The organism is Thioalkalivibrio sp. ALR17-21 (assembly GCF_000420185.1).
Classification (GTDB): Bacteria; Pseudomonadota; Gammaproteobacteria; order Ectothiorhodospirales; family Ectothiorhodospiraceae; genus Thioalkalivibrio; species Thioalkalivibrio halophilus.
Window position 1 is genome coordinate 60631 of sequence record NZ_ATUL01000008.1, and the last position, 18820, is coordinate 79450.

General features: G+C 68.6%; 16 protein-coding genes. 8 read left to right on the forward strand and 8 right to left on the reverse strand.

Translation table 11 applies throughout. The annotated features are described in order from the left end of the window. Positions 1 to 127: 127 nt before the first annotated feature. Positions 128 to 1255 carry a chorismate synthase gene (aroC, locus tag G020_RS0106065; RefSeq protein ID WP_024328986.1) on the reverse strand — a complete coding sequence of 376 codons (1128 nt, stop codon included), beginning with the start codon at positions 1253 to 1255 and terminating at the stop codon, positions 128 to 130. 94 nt (positions 1256 to 1349) lie between these two features. Between aroC and G020_RS0106070 the strand changes: the two genes are divergently transcribed. Continuing rightward, complete coding sequence (locus G020_RS0106070; protein WP_081647393.1) at positions 1350 to 1898, forward strand: heme-binding protein; 549 nt, start codon at positions 1350 to 1352, stop codon at positions 1896 to 1898. 22 nt (positions 1899 to 1920) lie between these two features. Continuing rightward, positions 1921 to 2382 carry a rhodanese-like domain-containing protein gene (locus G020_RS0106075; protein ID WP_024328988.1) on the forward strand — a complete coding sequence of 154 codons (462 nt, stop codon included), beginning with the start codon at positions 1921 to 1923 and terminating at the stop codon, positions 2380 to 2382. Positions 2383 to 2404: 22 nt separating this feature from the next. On the opposite strand, the gene prmB is transcribed toward G020_RS0106075, so the two are convergent. Beyond that, complete coding sequence (gene prmB, locus G020_RS0106080) at positions 2405 to 3298, reverse strand: 50S ribosomal protein L3 N(5)-glutamine methyltransferase (RefSeq protein ID WP_018946373.1); 894 nt, start codon at positions 3296 to 3298, stop codon at positions 2405 to 2407. Between the two features lie 84 nt (positions 3299 to 3382). On the opposite strand from prmB, the gene asd reads away from it, so the two are divergent. Further along, complete coding sequence (gene asd / locus G020_RS0106085) at positions 3383 to 4246, forward strand: archaetidylserine decarboxylase (RefSeq protein WP_018946374.1); 864 nt, start codon at positions 3383 to 3385, stop codon at positions 4244 to 4246. Between the two features lie 18 nt (positions 4247 to 4264). On the opposite strand, the gene epmA is transcribed toward asd, so the two are convergent. Both epmA and efp read right to left on the reverse strand, forming a co-directional pair. Beyond that, positions 4265 to 5245, reverse strand: coding sequence for an EF-P lysine aminoacylase EpmA (gene epmA / locus G020_RS0106090; protein WP_024328989.1), 981 nt, complete (start codon positions 5243 to 5245; stop codon positions 4265 to 4267). Positions 5246 to 5255: 10 nt separating this feature from the next. Then, entirely contained in the window at positions 5256 to 5819 is a 564-nt protein-coding gene (gene efp, locus G020_RS0106095; RefSeq protein WP_019589311.1) for an elongation factor P, read from the reverse strand. A gap of 100 nt (positions 5820 to 5919) precedes the next feature. Here efp and epmB point away from each other — a divergent pair, with 100 nt between their 5' ends. The 3 genes from epmB to G020_RS0106110 all read left to right on the forward strand — a co-directional run bounded on the left by epmB (position 5920) and on the right by G020_RS0106110 (position 11000). Continuing rightward, positions 5920 to 6942, forward strand: coding sequence for an EF-P beta-lysylation protein EpmB (gene epmB, locus G020_RS0106100; protein WP_024328990.1), 1023 nt, complete (start codon positions 5920 to 5922; stop codon positions 6940 to 6942). A gap of 104 nt (positions 6943 to 7046) precedes the next feature. Then, positions 7047 to 8915 carry a hypothetical protein gene (locus G020_RS0106105; RefSeq protein ID WP_018946377.1) on the forward strand — a complete coding sequence of 623 codons (1869 nt, stop codon included), beginning with the start codon at positions 7047 to 7049 and terminating at the stop codon, positions 8913 to 8915. Positions 8916 to 8933: 18 nt separating this feature from the next. After that, positions 8934 to 11000 (forward strand): EAL domain-containing protein, encoded by a 2067-nt coding sequence (locus G020_RS0106110; RefSeq protein ID WP_024328991.1) that lies wholly within the window; start codon positions 8934 to 8936, stop codon positions 10998 to 11000. Positions 11001 to 11024: 24 nt separating this feature from the next. On the opposite strand, the gene dnaJ is transcribed toward G020_RS0106110, so the two are convergent. From dnaJ to hrcA, 4 genes are all read right to left on the reverse strand, one after another. Further along, a complete protein-coding gene (gene dnaJ, locus G020_RS0106115) occupies positions 11025 to 12170 on the reverse strand; it encodes a molecular chaperone DnaJ (RefSeq protein WP_018946379.1) in 1146 nt (381 codons plus the stop codon). A 135-nt stretch (positions 12171 to 12305) separates the two neighbouring features. Next, a complete protein-coding gene (gene dnaK / locus G020_RS0106120) occupies positions 12306 to 14246 on the reverse strand; it encodes a molecular chaperone DnaK (protein WP_024328992.1) in 1941 nt (646 codons plus the stop codon). A gap of 159 nt (positions 14247 to 14405) precedes the next feature. Next, positions 14406 to 14984: a nucleotide exchange factor GrpE gene (gene grpE / locus G020_RS0106125; RefSeq protein ID WP_018946381.1), complete on the reverse strand. Its 579-nt coding sequence runs from the start codon at positions 14982 to 14984 to the stop codon at positions 14406 to 14408. A 99-nt stretch (positions 14985 to 15083) separates the two neighbouring features. Further along, positions 15084 to 16145, reverse strand: coding sequence for a heat-inducible transcriptional repressor HrcA (gene hrcA, locus G020_RS0106130; protein WP_018946382.1), 1062 nt, complete (start codon positions 16143 to 16145; stop codon positions 15084 to 15086). Between the two features lie 115 nt (positions 16146 to 16260). Here hrcA and G020_RS0106135 point away from each other — a divergent pair, with 115 nt between their 5' ends. Together G020_RS0106135 and recN are read left to right on the forward strand one after the other, a co-directional pair. Further along, positions 16261 to 17139, forward strand: a complete 879-nt coding sequence (locus G020_RS0106135) for an NAD(+) kinase (RefSeq protein WP_018946383.1) — start codon at positions 16261 to 16263, stop codon at positions 17137 to 17139. A gap of 1 nt (position 17140) precedes the next feature. After that, complete coding sequence (gene recN, locus G020_RS0106140; RefSeq protein WP_024328993.1) at positions 17141 to 18805, forward strand: DNA repair protein RecN; 1665 nt, start codon at positions 17141 to 17143, stop codon at positions 18803 to 18805. Positions 18806 to 18820: the final 15 nt, after the last annotated feature.

Genomic DNA, 18820 nt, shown 5'->3' on the forward strand with positions numbered 1-18820 from the left:
GGATAACGCTCCGTGCCGGATCCGGCACGGAGGGTGAAAACGCTGAAAGGCGCCGGGGCTCGACCCCGGGCATCGACGCCGGAGGCGTGACCCCGGACTCAGGAGCCGGGGTCACGCCTCCGGCGCATTACCCGGAGCGATACCCGGACTCGGGTCCCGGGCCTTCCCCGGGATGCGGGCCGCGGTCCGGCACGTCGGCATTCTGACCGCGATGGCGCAACGCGTGATCGGCCAGCACCAGCGCCGTCATCGCCTCGGCGATGGGCGCGGCGCGGATGCCCACGCAGGGGTCATGACGCCCCTTGGTCACCACCTCCACCGGCTCGCCGGCGGTGTCGATGCTGCGGCCCGGCAGGCGGATCGACGAGGTCGGCTTGAGCGCCAGGTTCGCGCGCAGCGCCTGACCGGTGGAGATCCCGCCCAGCACGCCACCGGCATGGTTGGACAGGAAACCGTCCTCCGGGGTGATTTCGTCGCGGTGCTCGGTGCCGCGCTGGGCCACGCTGTCAAAGCCGGCCCCGATCTCCACGCCCTTGACCGCATTGATGCTCATCAGGGCGTGGGCCAGCTCGGCGTCCAGGCGGTCGAACACCGGCTCGCCCCAGCCGGCCGGGACCCCCCGGGCTTCCACCGTCACCTGCGCCCCGATGGAATCCCCCGACTTGCGCAGCTGGTCCATGAATTCTTCCAGCTCGGGGACCCGGTCGGGATCCGGGCAGAAGAACGGGTTATCTTCGGTGCGTGCGAGGTCCTTCTCCTCCAGCCCCAGCGGCCCCAGCTGCGACAGCCAGCCCTGGATCACGATGCTGTAGCGCTCCTCCAGGAAGCGCCGGGCCACCGACCCGGCCGCCACCCGCAGCGCGGTCTCGCGCGCGGAGCTGCGCCCGCCCCCGCGATAGTCGCGAACGCCGTACTTGCGGTGGTAGGTGTAGTCCGCGTGTCCCGGCCGGAACTGGTCCTTGATCTCGCCGTAGTCCTTCGAGCGCTGATCGGTATTCTCGATCAGCAACCCGATGGGGGTGCCGGTGGTCACGCCCTCGAACACCCCGGACAGGATGCGCACCTGATCCGGCTCGCGCCGCTGGGTGGTATGACGCGACTGACCCGGACGCCGCCGGTCCAGGTCCTTCTGCAGATCGGCCTCGGTGAGCGGGATCCCGGGCGGGCAGCCGTCCACGATCCCGCCCAGGGCCGGTCCGTGACTCTCGCCGAATGTGGTGACGACGAACAGTCGTCCAAAGCTGTTTCCTGACATGGCGCCAGTTTACCGCCAGCCGCCGGGGATGTCGCCCGCCCATGGAAGCGACCCGGGTACCACCACCGGAATCCGCGTCGCCGTCCTTTCGTCTATGCTCCTGTCACTCAACCGCAAGGAGTTCTCCATGACCCGTCTGCAATCACTCCGCCGCACCGCCCTGGCCACCGTCCTGAGCGGGATGCTGGGCTTCGGCGGCTCGGCCGCGGCCGACGTCTACACCGAGCTGCCCAGCCTGAACCTGGACCTGGCCCAGGAGCTGGCGATGGCCACCGTGCAGTCCTGCCGCGACGACGGACACCAGGTCAGCGCCGTGGTGGTGGACCGCAGCGGCAACGATCGCGTCGTCATGCGCGACGACCGGGCCGCACCGCAGACCATCTCGATCGCCGGTGACAAGGCCCGCGCCTCGGTCATGTCCGGCCTGGACTCCGGTGACTTCGTGGCCAACCGCGAGGATATCCGTGACGAAATGAACAACGTCGACGGCATCCTGATGCTGGACGGGGCCATCCTGATCGAGGCCGCCGGCCGCATGCTCGGTGCGGTGGGGGTCTCCGGCGCCCCGGGCGGCGATCTGGACCGCGCCTGCGCCGAAGAAGGCATGGAGGCGATCCGGGAAGAACTGGACTTCGCCATGTAACCCTGCAACCGGAGACCATCGCATGAGCGAACATTCCGACCCGCACGGACACTCGCCGGACACCGGCGCCGACGTCCCCCGCATCCACCCGGTGGAGGCCCGGGAGCGCCTGCGCGAACGGCCCCGGGATCTGCTGGTCGATGTTCGTTCGACCATGGAGTTCCTGTTCGTGGGACACCCCGCCGGGGCGATCCACATCCCGTGGATCGACGAACCGGACTGGACGGTGAACCCGGACTTCGTGCCGCAGGTGCGCAAGCTGCTGCTGGGCGGGGCCATGGACACCGCCGAGGACGCCCCGTCGGTGTACCTGATCTGCCGCAGCGGAAAGCGCACCCTGGCGGCCGCCGAGGCCCTGCTGCAGGCCGGGGTGCACAACGTGTATTCGGTGGAAGAGGGTTTCGAGGGTCCGCTGGACGAGCAGCACCACCGTTCCACCGTGGGCGGGTGGCGTTACCACGGCCTGCCCTGGGAGCAGTGCTGATCCGCGCCCCTCCGGTGCGGCTTCAGTCCGCGGGCAGGTCCTCTGCCCGCACCACGAACACCCCGTGACCGCCGGCCTCGAAATCCAGCCACACCATCGGGATGTCGTGGAACGCATCCTCTACGGCCTCCTGGCTGTTGCCGACCTCCACCATCAGCACCCCCTCGTCGGTCAGATGCCGGCGCGCGCCGGCGAGGATGCGGCGCACGATGTCGAGACCGTCTTCCCCGGCCGCCAGCCCCAGTTCGGGTTCGTGACGGTATTCGTCCGGGAGTTCGGCCATGTCGCGGGCGTCCACGTACGGCGGATTGGTCACGATGAGATCGTAGCGATCCTCCGGCCCCAGCCCTTCGAAGACATCGCTCTCGACCAGCCGGACCCGGTCCTCCAGCTGGTAACGCGCCACGTTGTCGCGCGCCACCGCCAGCGCATCCGGCGAGATGTCGGCCAGATCGACGCGCGCCTGCGGCAGCACCAGCGCCACGGCGATGCCGATGCAGCCCGCGCCGGTGCCCAGGTCCAGCACGCGCTCCACGGCGTCCGGATCCACCCACGGTTCGAACCCCGACTCGATCACTTCGGCGAAGGGTGAACGCGGTACCAGCACGCGCTCGTCCACGTGGAAGGGCAACCCGGCGAACCACGCCTCGCGCGCCAGATAGGCCGCCGGCTTGCGCGACTGGATGCGCTCGCGCAGCAGGCCCTCGACCCGTTCGCGCTCCGCCTCGGTCAACCGGCTGTCCCACCAGTGCGCCTCCAGGTCCAGCGGCAGGTGCAGCGCGTGCAGGGTCAGCCAGGCGGCTTCGTCAAAGGCGTTGTCGGTGCCGTGCCCGAAGGACAGCCCCGCTGCGCGGAACTGCGACGCGCCGTAGCGAATGAAGTCGCGCAGGGTGAGCAAACCGGTACCGGGTTCCATTTTCACACTCCGGGAGGGGTTGAAGGGTCGTCATGATAAACCGCGACCGGCATCATGCACCCGATCCCACGCCACGAGAACCCCATGAGCGCCGTCGACCCCTGGCTTGCCCGCCTGTCCCACGCCCTGCCCCATCACGCCCTGTCGCGGCTGGTGCACCGGCTGGCCCGCATCGAGTCCCCGCGCGTGCAGCCGCTGCTGCGTGCCTTCGTGCGCCGGTTCGGGCTCGACATGAGCGAGGCCGCGGAGCCGGACATCGCCGCCTACCCCAGCTTCAACGCCCTGTTCACCCGTGCCCTGCGCGACGGGGTACGCCCGCTGGAGGGCGATCCCGCCACCGTGGTCAGCCCGGCGGATGCGCGGGTCAGCGCCAGCGGGCGCATCGAGGCCGGGCGCATCTTCCAGGCCAAGGGGCACGACTACTCGGTGGAAGAACTGCTGGGCGGCGAGAACGACCTCGCGGTGCCATTTCGCGACGGGCATTTCGTCACCCTGTACCTGTCCCCGCGCCACTACCACCGCCTGCATATGCCGCTGGACGGCACGCTGACCCACGCGATCCATGTCCCCGGGCGGCTGTTTTCGGTGGCCCCGCGTATCGTGCGTCACGTGCCGCGCATCTACGCCCGCAACGAGCGCGTGGTGGCGCTGTTCGACACCCGCTTCGGCCCTATGGCGACGGCCCTGATCGGCGCCCAGAACGTGGGCTCGATCGAGACCGTATGGGCCGGGGAGATCACGCCGCCCGCGGCCCGCGAGGCCAGCTGCGTGACCTGGCCGGAACGCGACATCGCACTGGAGCGCGGCGCGGAGATGGGCCGCTTCAACCTGGGGTCCTCGGTGGTCCTCCTGCTGCCCCCGGGCCCGCTGGAACTGGAACCGGCGCTGACGCCCGAAACCGAGGTGCAGGTTCGCAGCGCCCTGGGCCGTTACACCGGCCGGGACTGAGCCAACCCCGCGGGCACTTCAGGCGCGTCCCCAGGGGAAATCGATCACCCGCCGGATATCGTCCTCGCCCAGCAGGCGCATCAGCAGGCGGTCCACCCCCAGCGCCACCCCGGCGCAGTCGGGCAGTCCCGCCTCCAGCGCACCCTCCAGGAACGGATCGGCCGCGGGTTCCGGCTGGCCGCGCGCGCGCCGCCGCGCCCGGTCCTGCTCGCGGCGCCGGCGGAATTCCACCGGGTCGGTCAGCTCGAAGTAGCCGTTGGCCAGCTCCAGATCGCCCCAGTAGACCTCGAAACGCGCGGCACAGCCGGGACGCTCGCGACTGCGCCGGGCGAGGATCGCCTGGCTCTCCGGGTAGTCGTGCAGGATGGTGATGCGTCCCGGCGGAAACCCGGGCACCACGCACAGAGACACCAAAGCATCCAGCCAGGCGTCGCGGTCCAGTTCCCCGTGGACGGTCAGGCCGCGCTGCGCGGCCACGGCCTGCAGGCGCGCCGCGTCGTCGTTCAGCGCATCGACGCCCAGGGCCTCGTCAAGCAGGTCCGGGTAGGCGACCACCCGCGGCTCCGGGTCCGGCACGTGCCAGGCCGGGTCCGCCGCAGTGACCTCCTGCAGCAGGGTCACCACCTCGTCGGCCAGCGCCCGGTCGTCGAGCCCGAGACGATACCATTCCAGCAGGCTGAACTCGGGGTTGTGGCGGGCACCGCTTTCGCCGCCCCGAAACACCCGAGCGATCTGGTAGATGTCGCCCGCCCCGTCCGCCAACAGGCGCTTCATCGGGTATTCCGGCGAGGTCTGCAGCCAGCCCTCCATGCGCCCGCCGGCGCCATCGCCGGCCTGCGCGTGCCAGCTCTCCATGGCGGGGTCGAGGACCGTGCCCCGACCGAGGATCGGGGTCTCCACCTCCAGCACGCCGCGGCGCGTAAAGAAGCCCCGCAGTTCGGCCAGCAGGCGGGCCCGGGCCACGCGGGCTCCGGCGGCCCGCGGCCGCCAGTCCGACACGGACGCCGGATCAGACGCGCGAGACGTATTCACCCTTGCGGGTGTCCACCTTGATGGTTTCACCCTCCTCGACGAACAGCGGCACCTTGACCACCGCGCCGGTCTCCAGGGTGGCCGGCTTGGTGCCGCCCTGGGCGGTGTCACCGCGGATGCCCGGGTCGCACTGGGTGATCTGCAGCTCGACGAAGGACGGCGCCTCCACCGACAGCGGCTCGCCGTTCCACAGGGTCACGGTGCACATGTCCTGTTCCTTCAGCCACTGGTCGGAGCCGTTGAGCGCGGCCTTGCTCACCGCATACTGCTCGAAGCTCTCCGGGGTCATGAAGTGCCAGAACTCGCCGTCGTTGTAGAGATACTGCATCTCGGTCTCGAGCACGTCGGCGGCCTCGACCGACTCGCCCGACTTGAAGGTCTTCTCCACCACGCGCCCGGTGCGCAGGTTGCGCAGCTTGACGCGGTTGAAGGCCTGCCCCTTGCCCGGCTTGACGAACTCGTTCTCGACGATGGACATCGGGTCGCCGTCCAGCAGGAGTTTGAGACCGCCCTTGAATTCGTTGGTACTGTAGGTTGCCATTGCGCGTAGTCCTCGAAGGTTTCCAGCCAGTTCTTCCAGCCGTTCAAACGACGCGGGCCGGCCGTCCCGCCGGGAACCGACCATGCCCAAAAATCCGATCATGATAACGCGTACGCCGCCGGCAACCCATACGCCCCGCTGGCAACAGTCGCTGGCTACCGCGATCCGCGACCCGGCCACCCTCGCCCGGCGCCTGTCCCTCGCCCCGGAGCACCTGCCCGGGATGCACGCCGGCCACGCAAGTTTCCCGATCCGCGTGCCCGAGAGCTGGCTCGCCCGGATCGCGCCCGGCGACCCGGCGGACCCGCTGCTGCGCCAGGTGCTTCCGCTGGCGGAGGAGGCCGACGAGGTGCCCGGCTTCGTCGCCGACCCGGTCGGCGACCATGACGCGCTGACGGCTCCGGGCGTGGTGCACAAGTACGCCGGACGCGCCCTGCTGCTGACCACCGGGGCCTGCGCGGTCCACTGTCGCTACTGCTTCCGCCGCGAATTCGACTACGCCGACCACAACCCGGCGCGCGACGACTGGGGCCCGGCCCTGGAGTACCTCGCCGCGCGTCCCGACATCCACGAGGTCATCCTCAGCGGCGGCGACCCCCTGAGCCAGTCCGACAGCCGGCTGGCGCGTCTGGTGGCCCGTCTGGAAGCCATCCCCCACCTCGAACGCCTGCGCATCCACACCCGCCTGCCGGTGGTACTGCCGGAGCGGGTGGACGACGCCCTGCTCGGCTGGCTGGGACAGGGGCGCCTGCAGCACGTGCTGGTACTGCATGCCAACCACCCGCGCGAATTCGCGGCCCCGGCCGATCGCGCCCTGGAACGCCTGCGGGCCAGCGGCATCGCCCTCCTCAACCAGGCCGTACTGCTCGCCGGCGTCAACGACGACGCCGACACCCTGGTCGACCTGCAGGAAACCGGGTTCCGCCACGGCGTGCTGCCCTACTATCTGCACTGCCTCGATCGCACCCGCGGCACCGCCCATTTCGAGGTCGGAGCGGAGCGTGCTGCCGTGCTGTACGCGGAGATGCACCGCCGTCTGCCGGGCTACCTGCTGCCGCGCCGGGTCCGCGAGATCCCCGGCGAGCCGGGAAAGACCCCGCTCGGGGGAAACACGCCTGAATAATCCCCCGACAGACGCCAATGCGAAACAATCGTCATTCCCCGACTTTTACCCCGACTTTTGATCGGGTACCTTCTGGGGATATCCCACTATTGCCGGAACAGGCCATGATCGATTCGGATGCCGTCTTTCCACCCCTGCCCGAGACCGAACCCGAGCCGGAGGGTTTCCCGCCGCACACGGTCAGGGCCCTGCGTACGTGGTGCGAAGATCTGCCCCGCGCCGACCGCGAGGCGGCCATCGAAAAGCTCTGCGCCGTTCTCGGCTCCCTCAACCGGGTCGCGCTCAAGCCCGGCGTGCGGGACGAACTAGCAGACCTCATCGAAGAACATCTGCTGCCGCTGATCCCGGAAGTCGAACGCGGCCTGCGTCGCCGGCCGCTGCCTCTGGCCAACCGCAGTCTGCATCGTGCCCGGATCTTCGGCGACGCCCTGCGCGAACTGGCCAACATGCACCTTCTGCTGACCCCGGTCAGCGTGCCCAGCAACAAGGCATCGCGCGAAAAGGCCGTTCCCCACCTGCAGGCCGCCGTGGATGCCCTGGCCGCGCTGGCCATCCATCACTGGCGCCTGTACCAGCCGCTGCCGCGGGGGCTGTGGCGACAGATCTACGGCCTGCTGTTCTTCGCCCGTGAGCTGGGCGTGGATCAGCAAAAAGCGCTGCGCCGGGAGGCCATCAGCCCGCTGGGCCCCGACACCATCGACGCCACCACGGCACGCCTGTTCGTGCTGGGCAGCACCGGCGTCAACGCGCTGGAGATCGGCGACATCGACCTCCTGGCACGCTGGATCGCCGAGCTCCCGGTGCACGGCAGCGCGACCCCGAATCCGGAGGAGCACCCGGATCTTCCGGTGCTGCGCGCGGACCTCGATACCGATCACCCGCCCGGCCTCGTACTGCGCAACCTGCCGGCCGGAGAAAACAGCACGCATGTCGAACTCGGCCCCCTGCTCGAAGCCCTGCGCAACCAGCCCGAATCGCTGGACCCCGCACGCCGGGCCGACGGTCGCACTCTGGCCGAGCGCATGCTGCGCCTGTGGTCGCGCCTGCCCACCCGCCGCCACTCGCGCGAGAGCGTCAACGAACAACGCTACTGCCTGTTCGGCCTGACCCGCATCCAGGCCTACATGCAGGCGGCACTGGACAGCCGGCAGGGCCCTGCCCGGCCGGCACCCACCGATACGGCGACAACCGAGGCCCCGCAAGACGACGACGTTCATCCCGATGGACGACCGGCCACGGTTAACGTGATTCAGATGTCGGATGCTGCGCGCGCCGACAGCGGACTGAGCCTCAGTGACGGCCACCGTTCCACGGAGCCCGACGACGATCCGCACCCCCTGGCCGACCAGGGTACCGACCGGGCCGGCCACGCCTGGGAGGACGTTGGCCGGGGCCTGGAAATCGCAGACCACGAAGAGCCAAAGGCCCCGATCGTCAAGCGCCAGCAGCCGGAGCACTGGCAGGTCGAGGACATCGGCGCCGGCGGTGTCCGCCTGCGCCTGCAGAATCCGCAGCAGACACTGTTGATCGGGGATCTGGTCGGACTGCGCGAACAGGACCCCGGTCAGATCGGGTGGACCGTGGGGGTGCTGCGCTGGATCCGCTTCGAAACCGACGACGAGATCAGCATCGGCGTGGAATATCTCGCCCAGCGCTGCATGCCGGTCCTGGTCCAGCTGTATCGCGCCGGCCGTGCCGTGCGCGAGCCACGACCGGGGCTGTTCGCGCCGGTCCGCATCGGTCAGGAGGGGGCGGCACTTATGCTGCCGGCACAGGAACTGGATCACGAACAGCGCCTCGTGGTCTGGCTCAACGGCCGCGCACGCGTGCTGGCTCTGGACGCAGAGCGCACGGGCACTACACTGTTCACGGAAGTCGGCTGCCGCATGACCGATATCGAGCTGGACGAGGCCCCGACGGACGAACCGGGAACCCCGGATGCGGGAGATGCGCTCTCCCTGGACCCGCATTAACCGAGTGCCCCCACTTCCATGATCGAATCCATTCGCGTCCTCTTCGTGACCGCCAATCCCAACCTGGCGGAACAGGTCATCAGCAGCATCCGGTCCCGCGGGTGCGCGGTGCGCCCGGAACAGGTCGATGACGGCGAGGGTCTGACCACGGCGCTGCGGGAAACCCGCTTCGAGGTCGTCGTCTTCACCGAACCTGGTCTCAATCTGGCGCGCAGCGACGTGGATGCGGCCCTGCAGGCCAGTGGCCGCCGCACCCCCCTGGTCCTGATGACGGAACGCCCGGAGGAGGAACGCCTGCCCGACTACGAGGCCGGTGTATTCGCCGTGGTGGACCATCAGCTGGTGGAGCTCACCGCGATCCTGACCCTGCGTGCGGCCGACTCGCTGCATTTGCGACAGCAGATCAAGCGCATGGAGAACTCGCTGCAGGAGTCCGAGCGGCGCAGCCAGCTGCTGCTGGACAACTCGCGCGACGCCATCGCCTACATCCATGACGGCATGCATGTGTACGCCAACGCCTCCTGGCGCGAACGCTTCGGCGTTGACGATCCCGACGACATCGAGGGTCTGCCGCTGATGGATCTGGTCGCGCCGGACAGCCGCGACGACCTCAAGCGCTTCCTGCGCAGCTACCAGGAGGGCAGCGAGGAGGCCATGGCGCAACATTTCCAGTTACGCACGCTGGACGGCGAGGCCTTCGAGGCGGAGCTGCACCTGTCCTCCACGACCGTGGAAGGCGAGGCCGCGACCCAGGTCCAGCTCAGCTCCGGCGAAGACAAGGAGCTGGCGCAGAAGATCGATTATCTGTCACAGCGCGACCTGGTCACCGGCCTGTACAACCGGCAGTACTTCCAGGACGCCATCGAAACCACGCGCACCCGGGCCGCGGAAACCGAAAAGCCCTTCGCCCTGCTGACCGTGGCGGTGGACCATTTCCCCGAAATCCGCGCCAACGCCGGGATGTCCGGGGCCGACCTGATGCTGGCCGACGTCGGCCAGCTCATCGAGAGCCATTTCCCGGAAACCGCGGTGATCGCACGGCTGGAGGCCGAACGCTTCGGTGTGCTGCTGCCCGAAGCCCAGCAGGCCGCCGCAGAAGAACGCCTGAATGCGCTGCAGGAGGCCATCGCCTCGCGGGTGTTCGAGGTGGGCACGCTGTCCACCCACGGCAGCGTTTCGGCCGGCGGGGTCATCGCCGACGAGACCGCGCCGGACACCGAGGAACTGCTGGCGCAGACCGACCGTGCACTGGAAGACGCGGTGAAGGCCGGTGGCGGCACCCATCGCTTCTACCGCCCCGCCGAGGGCGAGCTGACCCAGGCGCAGCTGGATCAGCAATGGAAGAACCGCATCCTCGAGGCGCTGGAGGAGAACCGTCTTGAGCTGCGCTATCAGCCGGTGGTCAACCTGCACGGCGCCGACCGGCCGCGCTACAGCGTGTTCGTGCGCCTGCTGGATCCCGACGGCACGGTACACGAGCCGGTGGAATTCCTGCCCAGTGCCGAACGCACCGAAGTGGCGACCCGGATCGACCGCTGGATCCTGCGCCACGCCCTGGCGGTGCTGGCCCGGCAGCTGAAGAAGGACTCGCGCACGCAGTTCTTCCTCAAGCTGACCAACGGTTCGCTGGGCGACCCGTCCGTCCTGACCTGGCTGAACGACGACCTGCACGCCCTGCGCATCCCCGCGGACAACGTGGTGGTGGAACTCAAGGAACCGACCATCGTCACCCATCTCAAGCCGGCGATGAACGTGGGCCGCGGGCTGAAGGAAATGCACGGTCACCTGTGCGTGGACGATTTCGGCAACGGCCTCAAGCCGTTCCAGCTGCTGCAGCACCTGGATGCCGACCACATCAAGCTGGACGCCTCGTTCGTCAAGAACCTCGCCGAAAGCGAGGAGAACCAGGAGACGATCCGCGAATATACCGAGGCCGCCCACGCCAAGGGCAAGCAGGTCATCGTCCCGCACATCGAGGACGCCTCCGCGCTTGCCGTGCTGTACGGCCTCAACGTCAACCTGGTGCAGGGCTTCTTCCTGCAGGCCCCGATGCCCGAGCCGGACTTCGACTTCGAGTCCGTCTGAGGCAATCGGGGCCGGCTCGCGGCCCTATTTCGACCAGAACTTCAGGTCGTCGAAGAACGAGCGCACCCCGTCGAAGAAGGAGTGTTCCTTGGGGCTGTGCTTGGTGCCGCCGGCCCGGGTCTCTTCTTCGAATTCCTGCAGCAGTTCCTTCTGCCGTTTGGTCAGGTTGACCGGCGTCTCCACCACCACGCGGCAGATCAGATCGCCCACGCCGCCACCGTGCACCGATTTCACGCCCTTGCCGCTGACGCGGAACTGCTTGCCGCTCTGGGTCTCCGGCGGGATCTTGAGGTTCACGCGGCCGTCCAGCGCCGGCACCTCCAGCTCGCCGCCCAGTGCGGCGGTGGCGAAGGAAATCGGGACCTCGCAGTGCAGGTCGTTGCCGTCGCGGCGGAACAGCTGGTGCGGCTTGACCCGCACCTGCACGTAGAGATCCCCCGGCGGGCCCCCGTTGAGTCCGGCCTCGCCCTGCCCGGACAGGCGGATGCGGTCGCCGGTGTCCACTCCGGCAGGCACCTTGACGTCCAGGGTGCTCTGCTCCTGCACCCGGCCCTGGCCGCCGCAGGCCTTGCAGGGCGTGGGGATGATGCGCCCGCTGCCATGACAGCGGGGGCAGCTCTGCTGCACCGAGAAAAAGCCCTGCTGGATACGGACCTGACCCATGCCGTTACAGGTGGGACAGGTCTCGGTGGAGGTCCCCGGCTCGGCCCCCGATCCGTCACAGACTTCGCAGGTGCTGGTCGTCGGGATCCGGATCTGCACCTCGGTCCCGAACACCGCCTCCTCCAGCGTCAGCTCCAGGTTGTACTGCAGGTCCGAACCGCGGTAAGCCCGCTGCCCGCCGCGACCGCCGCCGCCACCGAAGATGTCGCCGAAGATATCCTCGAAGATGTCGCTGAAGTTGGACCCTCCGGCACCGCCGCCGAAGCCGCCGGCGGCCGAGCCGTCCACACCGGCGTGGCCGTAACGGTCGTAGGCCGCCCGTTTCTGGTCGTCGCTGAGGACGTCGTGGGCCTCGCGGGCCTCCTTGAAACGGGCCTCGGCATCCTCATCCCCGGGGTTGCGGTCGGGGTGATACTTCATCGCCAGACGGCGAAAGGCCTTCTTGATGTCGGCGGCGGAGGCGTCCTTCGACACCCCCAGCACCTCGTAGTAATCGCGTTTTGCCATGATCGTTTTCCTGCGGATGGTCCGGGGCGTTCAGCCGTTGCCGGGAACGAAAGCGCCCGGGTTCGCGTGCGCGGGCCCGGGCGTGGTGGCTGGCAAGGGAAACCGGCCGGCACCTGGCCGGCCGGCCACGGCGGATCAGCCGTTCTTCTTGTCGTTGTCGTCGACTTCCTCGAACTCGGCGTCGACCACGTCGTCGCCCTGCTGCTGGCCGCCGGCTTCCCCGGAGGCATCGGCCTCGGCCGCCCCGGCATCACCGCCCTGCTGCGCATAGGCCTTCTCGGCGATCTTGCCGGAGGCTTCGGCCAGCTTCTGCGTGGCCTGCTCGATGGCCTCGGCGTCGTCGCCTTCCATCGCGGTCTTGACCTCGCTCACCGCCGACTCGATCGCGGAGCGCTCCTCATCGGAGACCTGATCGCCCAGATCACTGAGCGACTTCTCCGCGGAGTGCACCATCGCATCGGCCTGGTTGCGCGCCTGCACCAGCTGCTGGAACTTCTTGTCCTCTTCGGCATGGGCCTCGGCATCCTTGACCATCTGCTCGACTTCGTCCTCGGACAGGCCGGAGGAGGCCTTGATGACGATCTTGTTCTCCTTGCCGGTCGCCTTGTCCTTGGCCGAGACGTTCAGGATGCCGTTGGAGTCGATGTCGAAGGTGACCTCGATCTGCGGCACGCCACGCGGCGCGGCCGGGATGTCCTGCAGGTCGAAGCGGCCCAGCGACTTGTTGGCGCTGGCCATGTCGCGCTCACCCTGCAGCACGTGCACGGTCACCGCGGTCTGGTTGTCCTCGGCGGTGGAGAACACCTGCTGCGCCCGGGTCGGGATGGTGGTGTTCTTCTCGATCAGCTTGGTCATCACGCCGCCCATGGTCTCGATGCCCAGCGACAGCGGGGTCACGTCCAGCAGCAGCACGTCCTTGACGTCGCCACCCAGCACGCCGGCCTGCACCGCGGCGCCGACCGCGACCGCCTCGTCCGGGTTCACGTCCTTGCGTGCATCCTTGCCGAAGAAGCCGGAGACCGCTTCCTGCACCTTGGGCATGCGGGTCTGACCGCCGACCAGGATCACGTCGTCCACCTCGGAGGCGGACAGGCCGGCGTCTTTCAGCGCCACCTTGCAGGGCTCGATGGAGCGCTGGATCAGGTCCTCGACCAGGCTCTCCAGCTTGGCCCGGGTAACCTTGATCGCCAGGTGCTTGGGCCCGGTATTGTCGGCCGTGATGTACGGCAGGTTGACCTCGGTCTGCTGCGCGGAGGACAGCTCGATCTTCGCCTTCTCGGCGGCTTCCTTCACGCGCTGCATGGCCAGCGGATCGCCCTTGATATCGATACCCTGGTCCTTCTTGAACTCGTCGGCCAGGTAGTCGATCAGGCGGTTGTCGAAGTCCTCGCCACCGAGGAAGGTATCGCCGTTGGTCGCCAGCACCTCGAACTGGTGCTCGCCATCCACCTCGGCGATCTCGATGATCGAGATGTCGAAGGTACCGCCACCCAGGTCGTACACCGCGATCTTGCGGTCACCGCGCTGCTTGTCCATGCCGTAGGCCAGCGAGGCGGCCGTCGGCTCGTTGATGATGCGCTTGACGTCCAGGCCCGCGATCTTGCCGGCGTCCTTGGTCGCCTGGCGCTGCGAGTCGTTGAAGTAGGCCGGCACGGTGATGACCGCTTCGGTCACCTCTTCGCCCAGGTAGTCCTCGGCGGTCTTCTTCATCTTCTGCAGCACGCGCGCGGAGATCTCCGGCGGAGCCATCTTCTTGCCCTGCGCCTCGACCCAGGCATCGCCGTTGTCGGCCTTGACGATGCTGTAGGACACCAGATCGATGTCCTTCTGCACTTCGCCTTCGTCGAACTTGCGGCCGATCAGACGCTTGGCCGCGAAGATCGTGTTCTGCGGGTTGGTCACCGCCTGGCGCTTGGCCGCCTGGCCGACGAGCACCTCGCCGTCTTCACTGAAGGCGACGATGGACGGCGTGGTGCGCGCGCCCTCGGCGTTCTCGATGACCTTGGCCTGGTCGCCTTCCATCACGGCGACGCAGGAGTTGGTGGTCCCGAGGTCGATTCCGATCATCTTGCCCATGGCTGAATTCTCCTGAAATTGAAAGTTCGCGGGACAGGGGGAACCCTGCCCGTTTGTCCGGTGATCTGGGGGCCGTGACGGTCTTTTCAACCGCCGCGGACAAAAAATCGTTGTCGAGCCGCCACGCCCGGGACGCTCGCCACCGGGCGCGAAGGGCGATCAGGCGTTCTCGTCGATGCCAGGGGAGCTGGGAGCCCTGGAAACCATGACCATCGCCGGACGCAGGACCCGGTCCTGCAGCATGTAACCCTTCTGCATGGTCGCGACCACGGTGTTCGGCGGCTGCTCGGGATCCTCCTGCATCGACATCGCCTGATGGCGCTCCGGATCGAAACGCTCGCCGGTGGGCTCCTCGGCCTGGATGCCGAACTTGTCGAAGACCTTGTGCAGGTTCTTGAGGGTCAGGTCCACGCCCTCGATGACGCGGTCCACGTCCTGCGACTCGCGCGCGGCCTGCAGCCCCATCTCCAGGGAATCACAGACCTCCAGCATCTCGGAGGCGAATTTCTCCATCGCATACTTGTGCGCGTTCTCCAGCTCGCGTTCGAAACGCCGGCGCTGGTTCTCCAGCTCGGCCTGCGCGCGCAGGGCCTGGTCGCGCCGCTCCTCGGCCAGCGCCTCCAGCTCCTGGATGCGATCGGCCTCGCCGGCCGCCGCGGCCGCTTCCTGTTCCTCGGGGGAGGGCGACTCCTGCGCTTCGTTTTCGGGGGTTTCCCGGGATTCCGGCTGTTCGGACATGCTTCCCTCGCGTTCGTATCGAGTGTTGTTCGGACGGGCGCCGCCTGTCGCCGGCGCACAAGCAGGAAGGCGGGGCTCGCGGCCCCGCCTTCGCGGTGTTTACTGGGAGTCTGGGGATTCCCCGCGCACATTCAAGGCCGAGCCCAGCAATCGGGCGGTGACGTCCACGATGGGGACGACCCGGTCGTAGGACATGCGTGTCGGACCGATCACACCCAGCACGCCCACGACCTCGCCATCCACGCTGTAGGGGGCGGTCACCACCGAGCAGTTCTCGAACCAGTCAAGACCGGACTCGCGGCCGATGAAGATCTGCACCCGGTCCCCGCGGATGCACTGGTCCAGGATACCGAGGATCTCGCGCTTCTCGTTGAACGCTTCCAGCAGCTGCCGCAGGCGCTCCATGTCCGCGAGCTCCTCGTAACCCAGCAGCTGGGTCTGACCGGCCACCACCACGTCGTCGGGGTCCTCGTCGCCCAGCGCCTGTTCGCCCAGGTCGATGGCAGCCAGCATCTGCACGTCCAGGTCGTCGCGCACCTCGCGCATTTCCCGCAGGAGTTCGGCGCGCACCGTATGCAGGCTCTTCCCCGCGAGATGCGCGTTGAGATAATTGGCCATGCGCTGCAGGTCGTCCTGACTGAAGTCCCGCTCCAGTTCGAGGACGCGATTCTGCACCTCGCGGCCGTCGATCACCAGGATCGCCAGCACCCGGCCCTCGCCCAGCCGCAGGAACTCGATCTGCGACAACGCGACGTTGCGATGCCGTGGCAGCCGCACCATCCCGGCCATGCGCGTCACCTGGGACAGCACGCTGCTGGCGCTGTCCAGCAGGTCCTGGGTGGAGGCGCCGGGATCGAAGCGCGATTCGATCGCATCGATCTGCTCGCGACTGGGCTTGCGCACCTCCAGCAGGCTGTCGACGAACAGCCGGTAGCCGGCGGTGGTCGGAACCCGCCCGGCCGAGGTGTGCGGCGCCTGGATCAGGCCACGATCCTCGAGATCGGCCATCACGTTGCGCACCGTCGCGGCGCTCACCTTGAGGCCCGATGCGCGCGCGAGGTTGCGGGACCCCACCGGCTGACCGTCGCTGATATAGCTCTCGATCAGCGTCCGCAGCAGGGTCCGCTCGCGGGAATCGAGCTGGATCGACGAGTCATTCATGCTGGTATCAGCGCTCCTTCCGGACGAGTGCCACAACCGTCCAAGTTTTCGGGGGCGTTGCGCCAGCGTCAAGCGGCTGGATGCAGGACCACCCCGTTTTCCGGATAATGCCGGCATGATGCCAGAGTTCAAGACCGTCGGCCTGATCGGCAAGGCCAACGACCCGCGCACCGCTCCGCTGGTGGACCGGCTGGTGCAGCTGCTGTGCGAGCGCGAGCGACACATACTGATGGAGGCCGACATCGAGGGTTTCCAGCGCCCGGCCGACGTTCCGATCCGGCCGGTCGGCGAGCTGGCGCGCGAAGCGGACCTCCTGATCGTGATTGGCGGCGACGGCACGCTGCTGGCCACCGCCCGGGTGACCGCCGGGATCGGTACCCCGCTGCTGGGGATCAACCTCGGCCGCCTCGGCTTCCTGGTCGACGTCTCGCCGGAGGACGCCGTGGAGGAACTGGGCGAGGTCCTCGACGGGGCCTATGTCCTGGAACCCCGCTCCATGCTGGAGGCGGAGGTTATCCGCGACGGCGTAACCGTGCACACCGGAGTGGCGGTCAACGACGCCGTCCTGCACGTGCTCAGCGTGGTGCGCATCATCGAGTTCGACACCACCATCGATGGCGTGGACGTCGGGCGCCTGCGGGCCGACGGGCTGGTGGTAGCCACACCCACCGGCTCCACCGCCTACGCCCTGTCGGCCGGCGGCCCCATCCTCACCCCGCAGATGGACGGCATGGTGATCGTCCCGGTCGCGCCGCACAGCCTGAACCACCGCCCGCTGGTGGTAGGCGGTGATTCGGTCATCGAGATCCAGCTGTCCCCCGACAGCCGCTCGCCGGCACAGGTCGCGCTGGACGGTCAGGAGAACGTCGACTTCGGGCCCGGCGACCGCCTGCGCATCCGCCGCCGCGAATACGGCATGACCCTGATCCACCCGCACAACCACCAGTTCCTGCGCATGCTGCGCTCCAAGCTGCGCTGGGGAGAACAGCCCTGACATGCTGCGCCTGATCCACATCCGCGATTTCGCCATCGTCGACGAACTCGAACTCGAGCTCGACGACGGCCTCAACGCCCTGACCGGCGAGACCGGCGCCGGCAAGTCCATCCTGGTCGACGTGGTCGGCCTGCTGCTGGGCGACCGGGCCGACGCTTCCATGGTGCGCGAGGGCGCCGAACAGGCGGAACTGGGGGCCGAATGCGAACTCCCGGACAACAGCCCGGCGCATGCCTGGCTCGCCGAGGCCGGCCTGGCCGGCGAGGACGGCGACCCACTCCTGCTGCGGCGCGTGCTCACGCGCCAGGGCAAGAGCCGCGCCTGGATCAACGGGCGCCCCGCGACCGTCACCCAGCTGCGGGAACTGGGCCAATGGCTGGTCGACATCCACGGGCAGCATGCCCATCAGCAGCTGCTCGGGCGCGATACCCAGCGGGCCTGGCTCGACGGCTTTGTCGAGGCGCCCCTGCGCCACGCAGTCACCACGGCTTTCCAGCAATGGCGCGAGGCCCGCAGCGCCCTGGAAAAGGCCCGCGCGGAACTGGCCGAGGCCGGCGACCGGCTGGACCTGCTGCGCTTTCAGACCGGCGAACTGGCCGAACTGGCGCCGGAGCCCGACGAATACCCCGAGCTATCCACCGAACAGAGCCGGCTGGCGCACGGCACCGAGGTCCTGCAGGCCCTCCAGGCCGCCGACGACACCATCGGCGAGGACAACGGGCTGGATGCCCTCCTCGGCCAGATGCTGCACCGGCTGCAGGAGGCGGCCCGCCATGACAACCGCCTGCAGCCCGGGATCGAGCTGCTGGAATCGGCCCGCATCCAGATCGACGAGGCCGGAGACACCCTGCGCCGTCTGGCCGAGGACATCGACCCCGACCCGCAGCGCCTGGCGGAGCTGGATACGCGACTGGGGGAGTACCTGCGGCTGGCGCGCAAGCACCGGATGGAACCGGAGGAACTGCCCGGGCTGCAACGGCGTCTGATGGACGAACTGGAGCGTCTGGAATCCGGAGACCGCACGGTAGAAGAACTGGAAACCCGGGCCGCACAGACGCGTTCCGCGCTGGAGGACGCCGCGGCGGAACTCACCCGCGCACGCGAACAGGCCGCGCGGCGCATCGAGACCGCTGTCACCGAAACCATGCAGGAACTGGGCATGGCCGGCGGGCGCTTCGAGATCGCCGTGGAACCCGACGACGAACCCCGCGCCCACGGCGCCGACCGGGTGGAATTCCGCGTCGCCGCCAACCCCGGCCAGACCCCGCAGCCACTGGCCCGGGTGGCATCGGGCGGCGAACTGTCACGTATCGGCCTGGCCCTGCAGGTGCTCGCGAGCCAGCAGCAGACCGTGCCCACCCTGATCTTCGACGAGGTCGATTCGGGCATCAGCGGCGCGGTGGCCGAGGTCGTCGGGCGCAAGCTGCGGCGACTGGGGGAACGCCATCAGGTGCTGTGCGTCACCCACCTCGCGCAGGTCGCCGCGCAGGCCCATCATCAGCTGGAAGTGGCCAAGACCACGGCCGAGGATCACACCCGCACCGGCATCCGGCGTCTGGATCACGAGGACCGGGTGGACGCCCTGGCCCGTCTGATCGGCGGCAGCGCCCTCACCGAGAGCAGTCGCGCCCACGCACGGGAGCTGCTGGAAACGCCCGGCGATTGATCCCCGCTCCCGGGG

What these genes read in the sequence shown, in the direction of transcription:
- aroC (WP_024328986.1), bottom strand. Translation starts at nt 1,255, where the DNA reads ATGTCAGGAAACAGCTTTGGACGACTGTTCGTCGTCACCACATTCGGC.
- G020_RS0106070 (WP_081647393.1), top strand. Translation starts at nt 1,350, where the DNA reads ATGCTCCTGTCACTCAACCGCAAGGAGTTCTCCATGACCCGTCTGCAA.
- G020_RS0106075 (WP_024328988.1), top strand. Translation starts at nt 1,921, where the DNA reads ATGAGCGAACATTCCGACCCGCACGGACACTCGCCGGACACCGGCGCC.
- prmB (WP_018946373.1), bottom strand. Translation starts at nt 3,298, where the DNA reads ATGGAACCCGGTACCGGTTTGCTCACCCTGCGCGACTTCATTCGCTAC.
- asd (WP_018946374.1), top strand. Translation starts at nt 3,383, where the DNA reads ATGAGCGCCGTCGACCCCTGGCTTGCCCGCCTGTCCCACGCCCTGCCC.
- efp (WP_019589311.1), bottom strand. Translation starts at nt 5,819, where the DNA reads ATGGCAACCTACAGTACCAACGAATTCAAGGGCGGTCTCAAACTCCTG.
- epmB (WP_024328990.1), top strand. Translation starts at nt 5,920, where the DNA reads ATGATAACGCGTACGCCGCCGGCAACCCATACGCCCCGCTGGCAACAG.
- G020_RS0106105 (WP_018946377.1), top strand. Translation starts at nt 7,047, where the DNA reads ATGATCGATTCGGATGCCGTCTTTCCACCCCTGCCCGAGACCGAACCC.
- G020_RS0106110 (WP_024328991.1), top strand. Translation starts at nt 8,934, where the DNA reads ATGATCGAATCCATTCGCGTCCTCTTCGTGACCGCCAATCCCAACCTG.
- dnaJ (WP_018946379.1), bottom strand. Translation starts at nt 12,170, where the DNA reads ATGGCAAAACGCGATTACTACGAGGTGCTGGGGGTGTCGAAGGACGCC.
- dnaK (WP_024328992.1), bottom strand. Translation starts at nt 14,246, where the DNA reads ATGGGCAAGATGATCGGAATCGACCTCGGGACCACCAACTCCTGCGTC.
- grpE (WP_018946381.1), bottom strand. Translation starts at nt 14,984, where the DNA reads ATGTCCGAACAGCCGGAATCCCGGGAAACCCCCGAAAACGAAGCGCAG.
- hrcA (WP_018946382.1), bottom strand. Translation starts at nt 16,145, where the DNA reads ATGAATGACTCGTCGATCCAGCTCGATTCCCGCGAGCGGACCCTGCTG.
- G020_RS0106135 (WP_018946383.1), top strand. Translation starts at nt 16,261, where the DNA reads ATGATGCCAGAGTTCAAGACCGTCGGCCTGATCGGCAAGGCCAACGAC.
- recN (WP_024328993.1), top strand. Translation starts at nt 17,141, where the DNA reads ATGCTGCGCCTGATCCACATCCGCGATTTCGCCATCGTCGACGAACTC.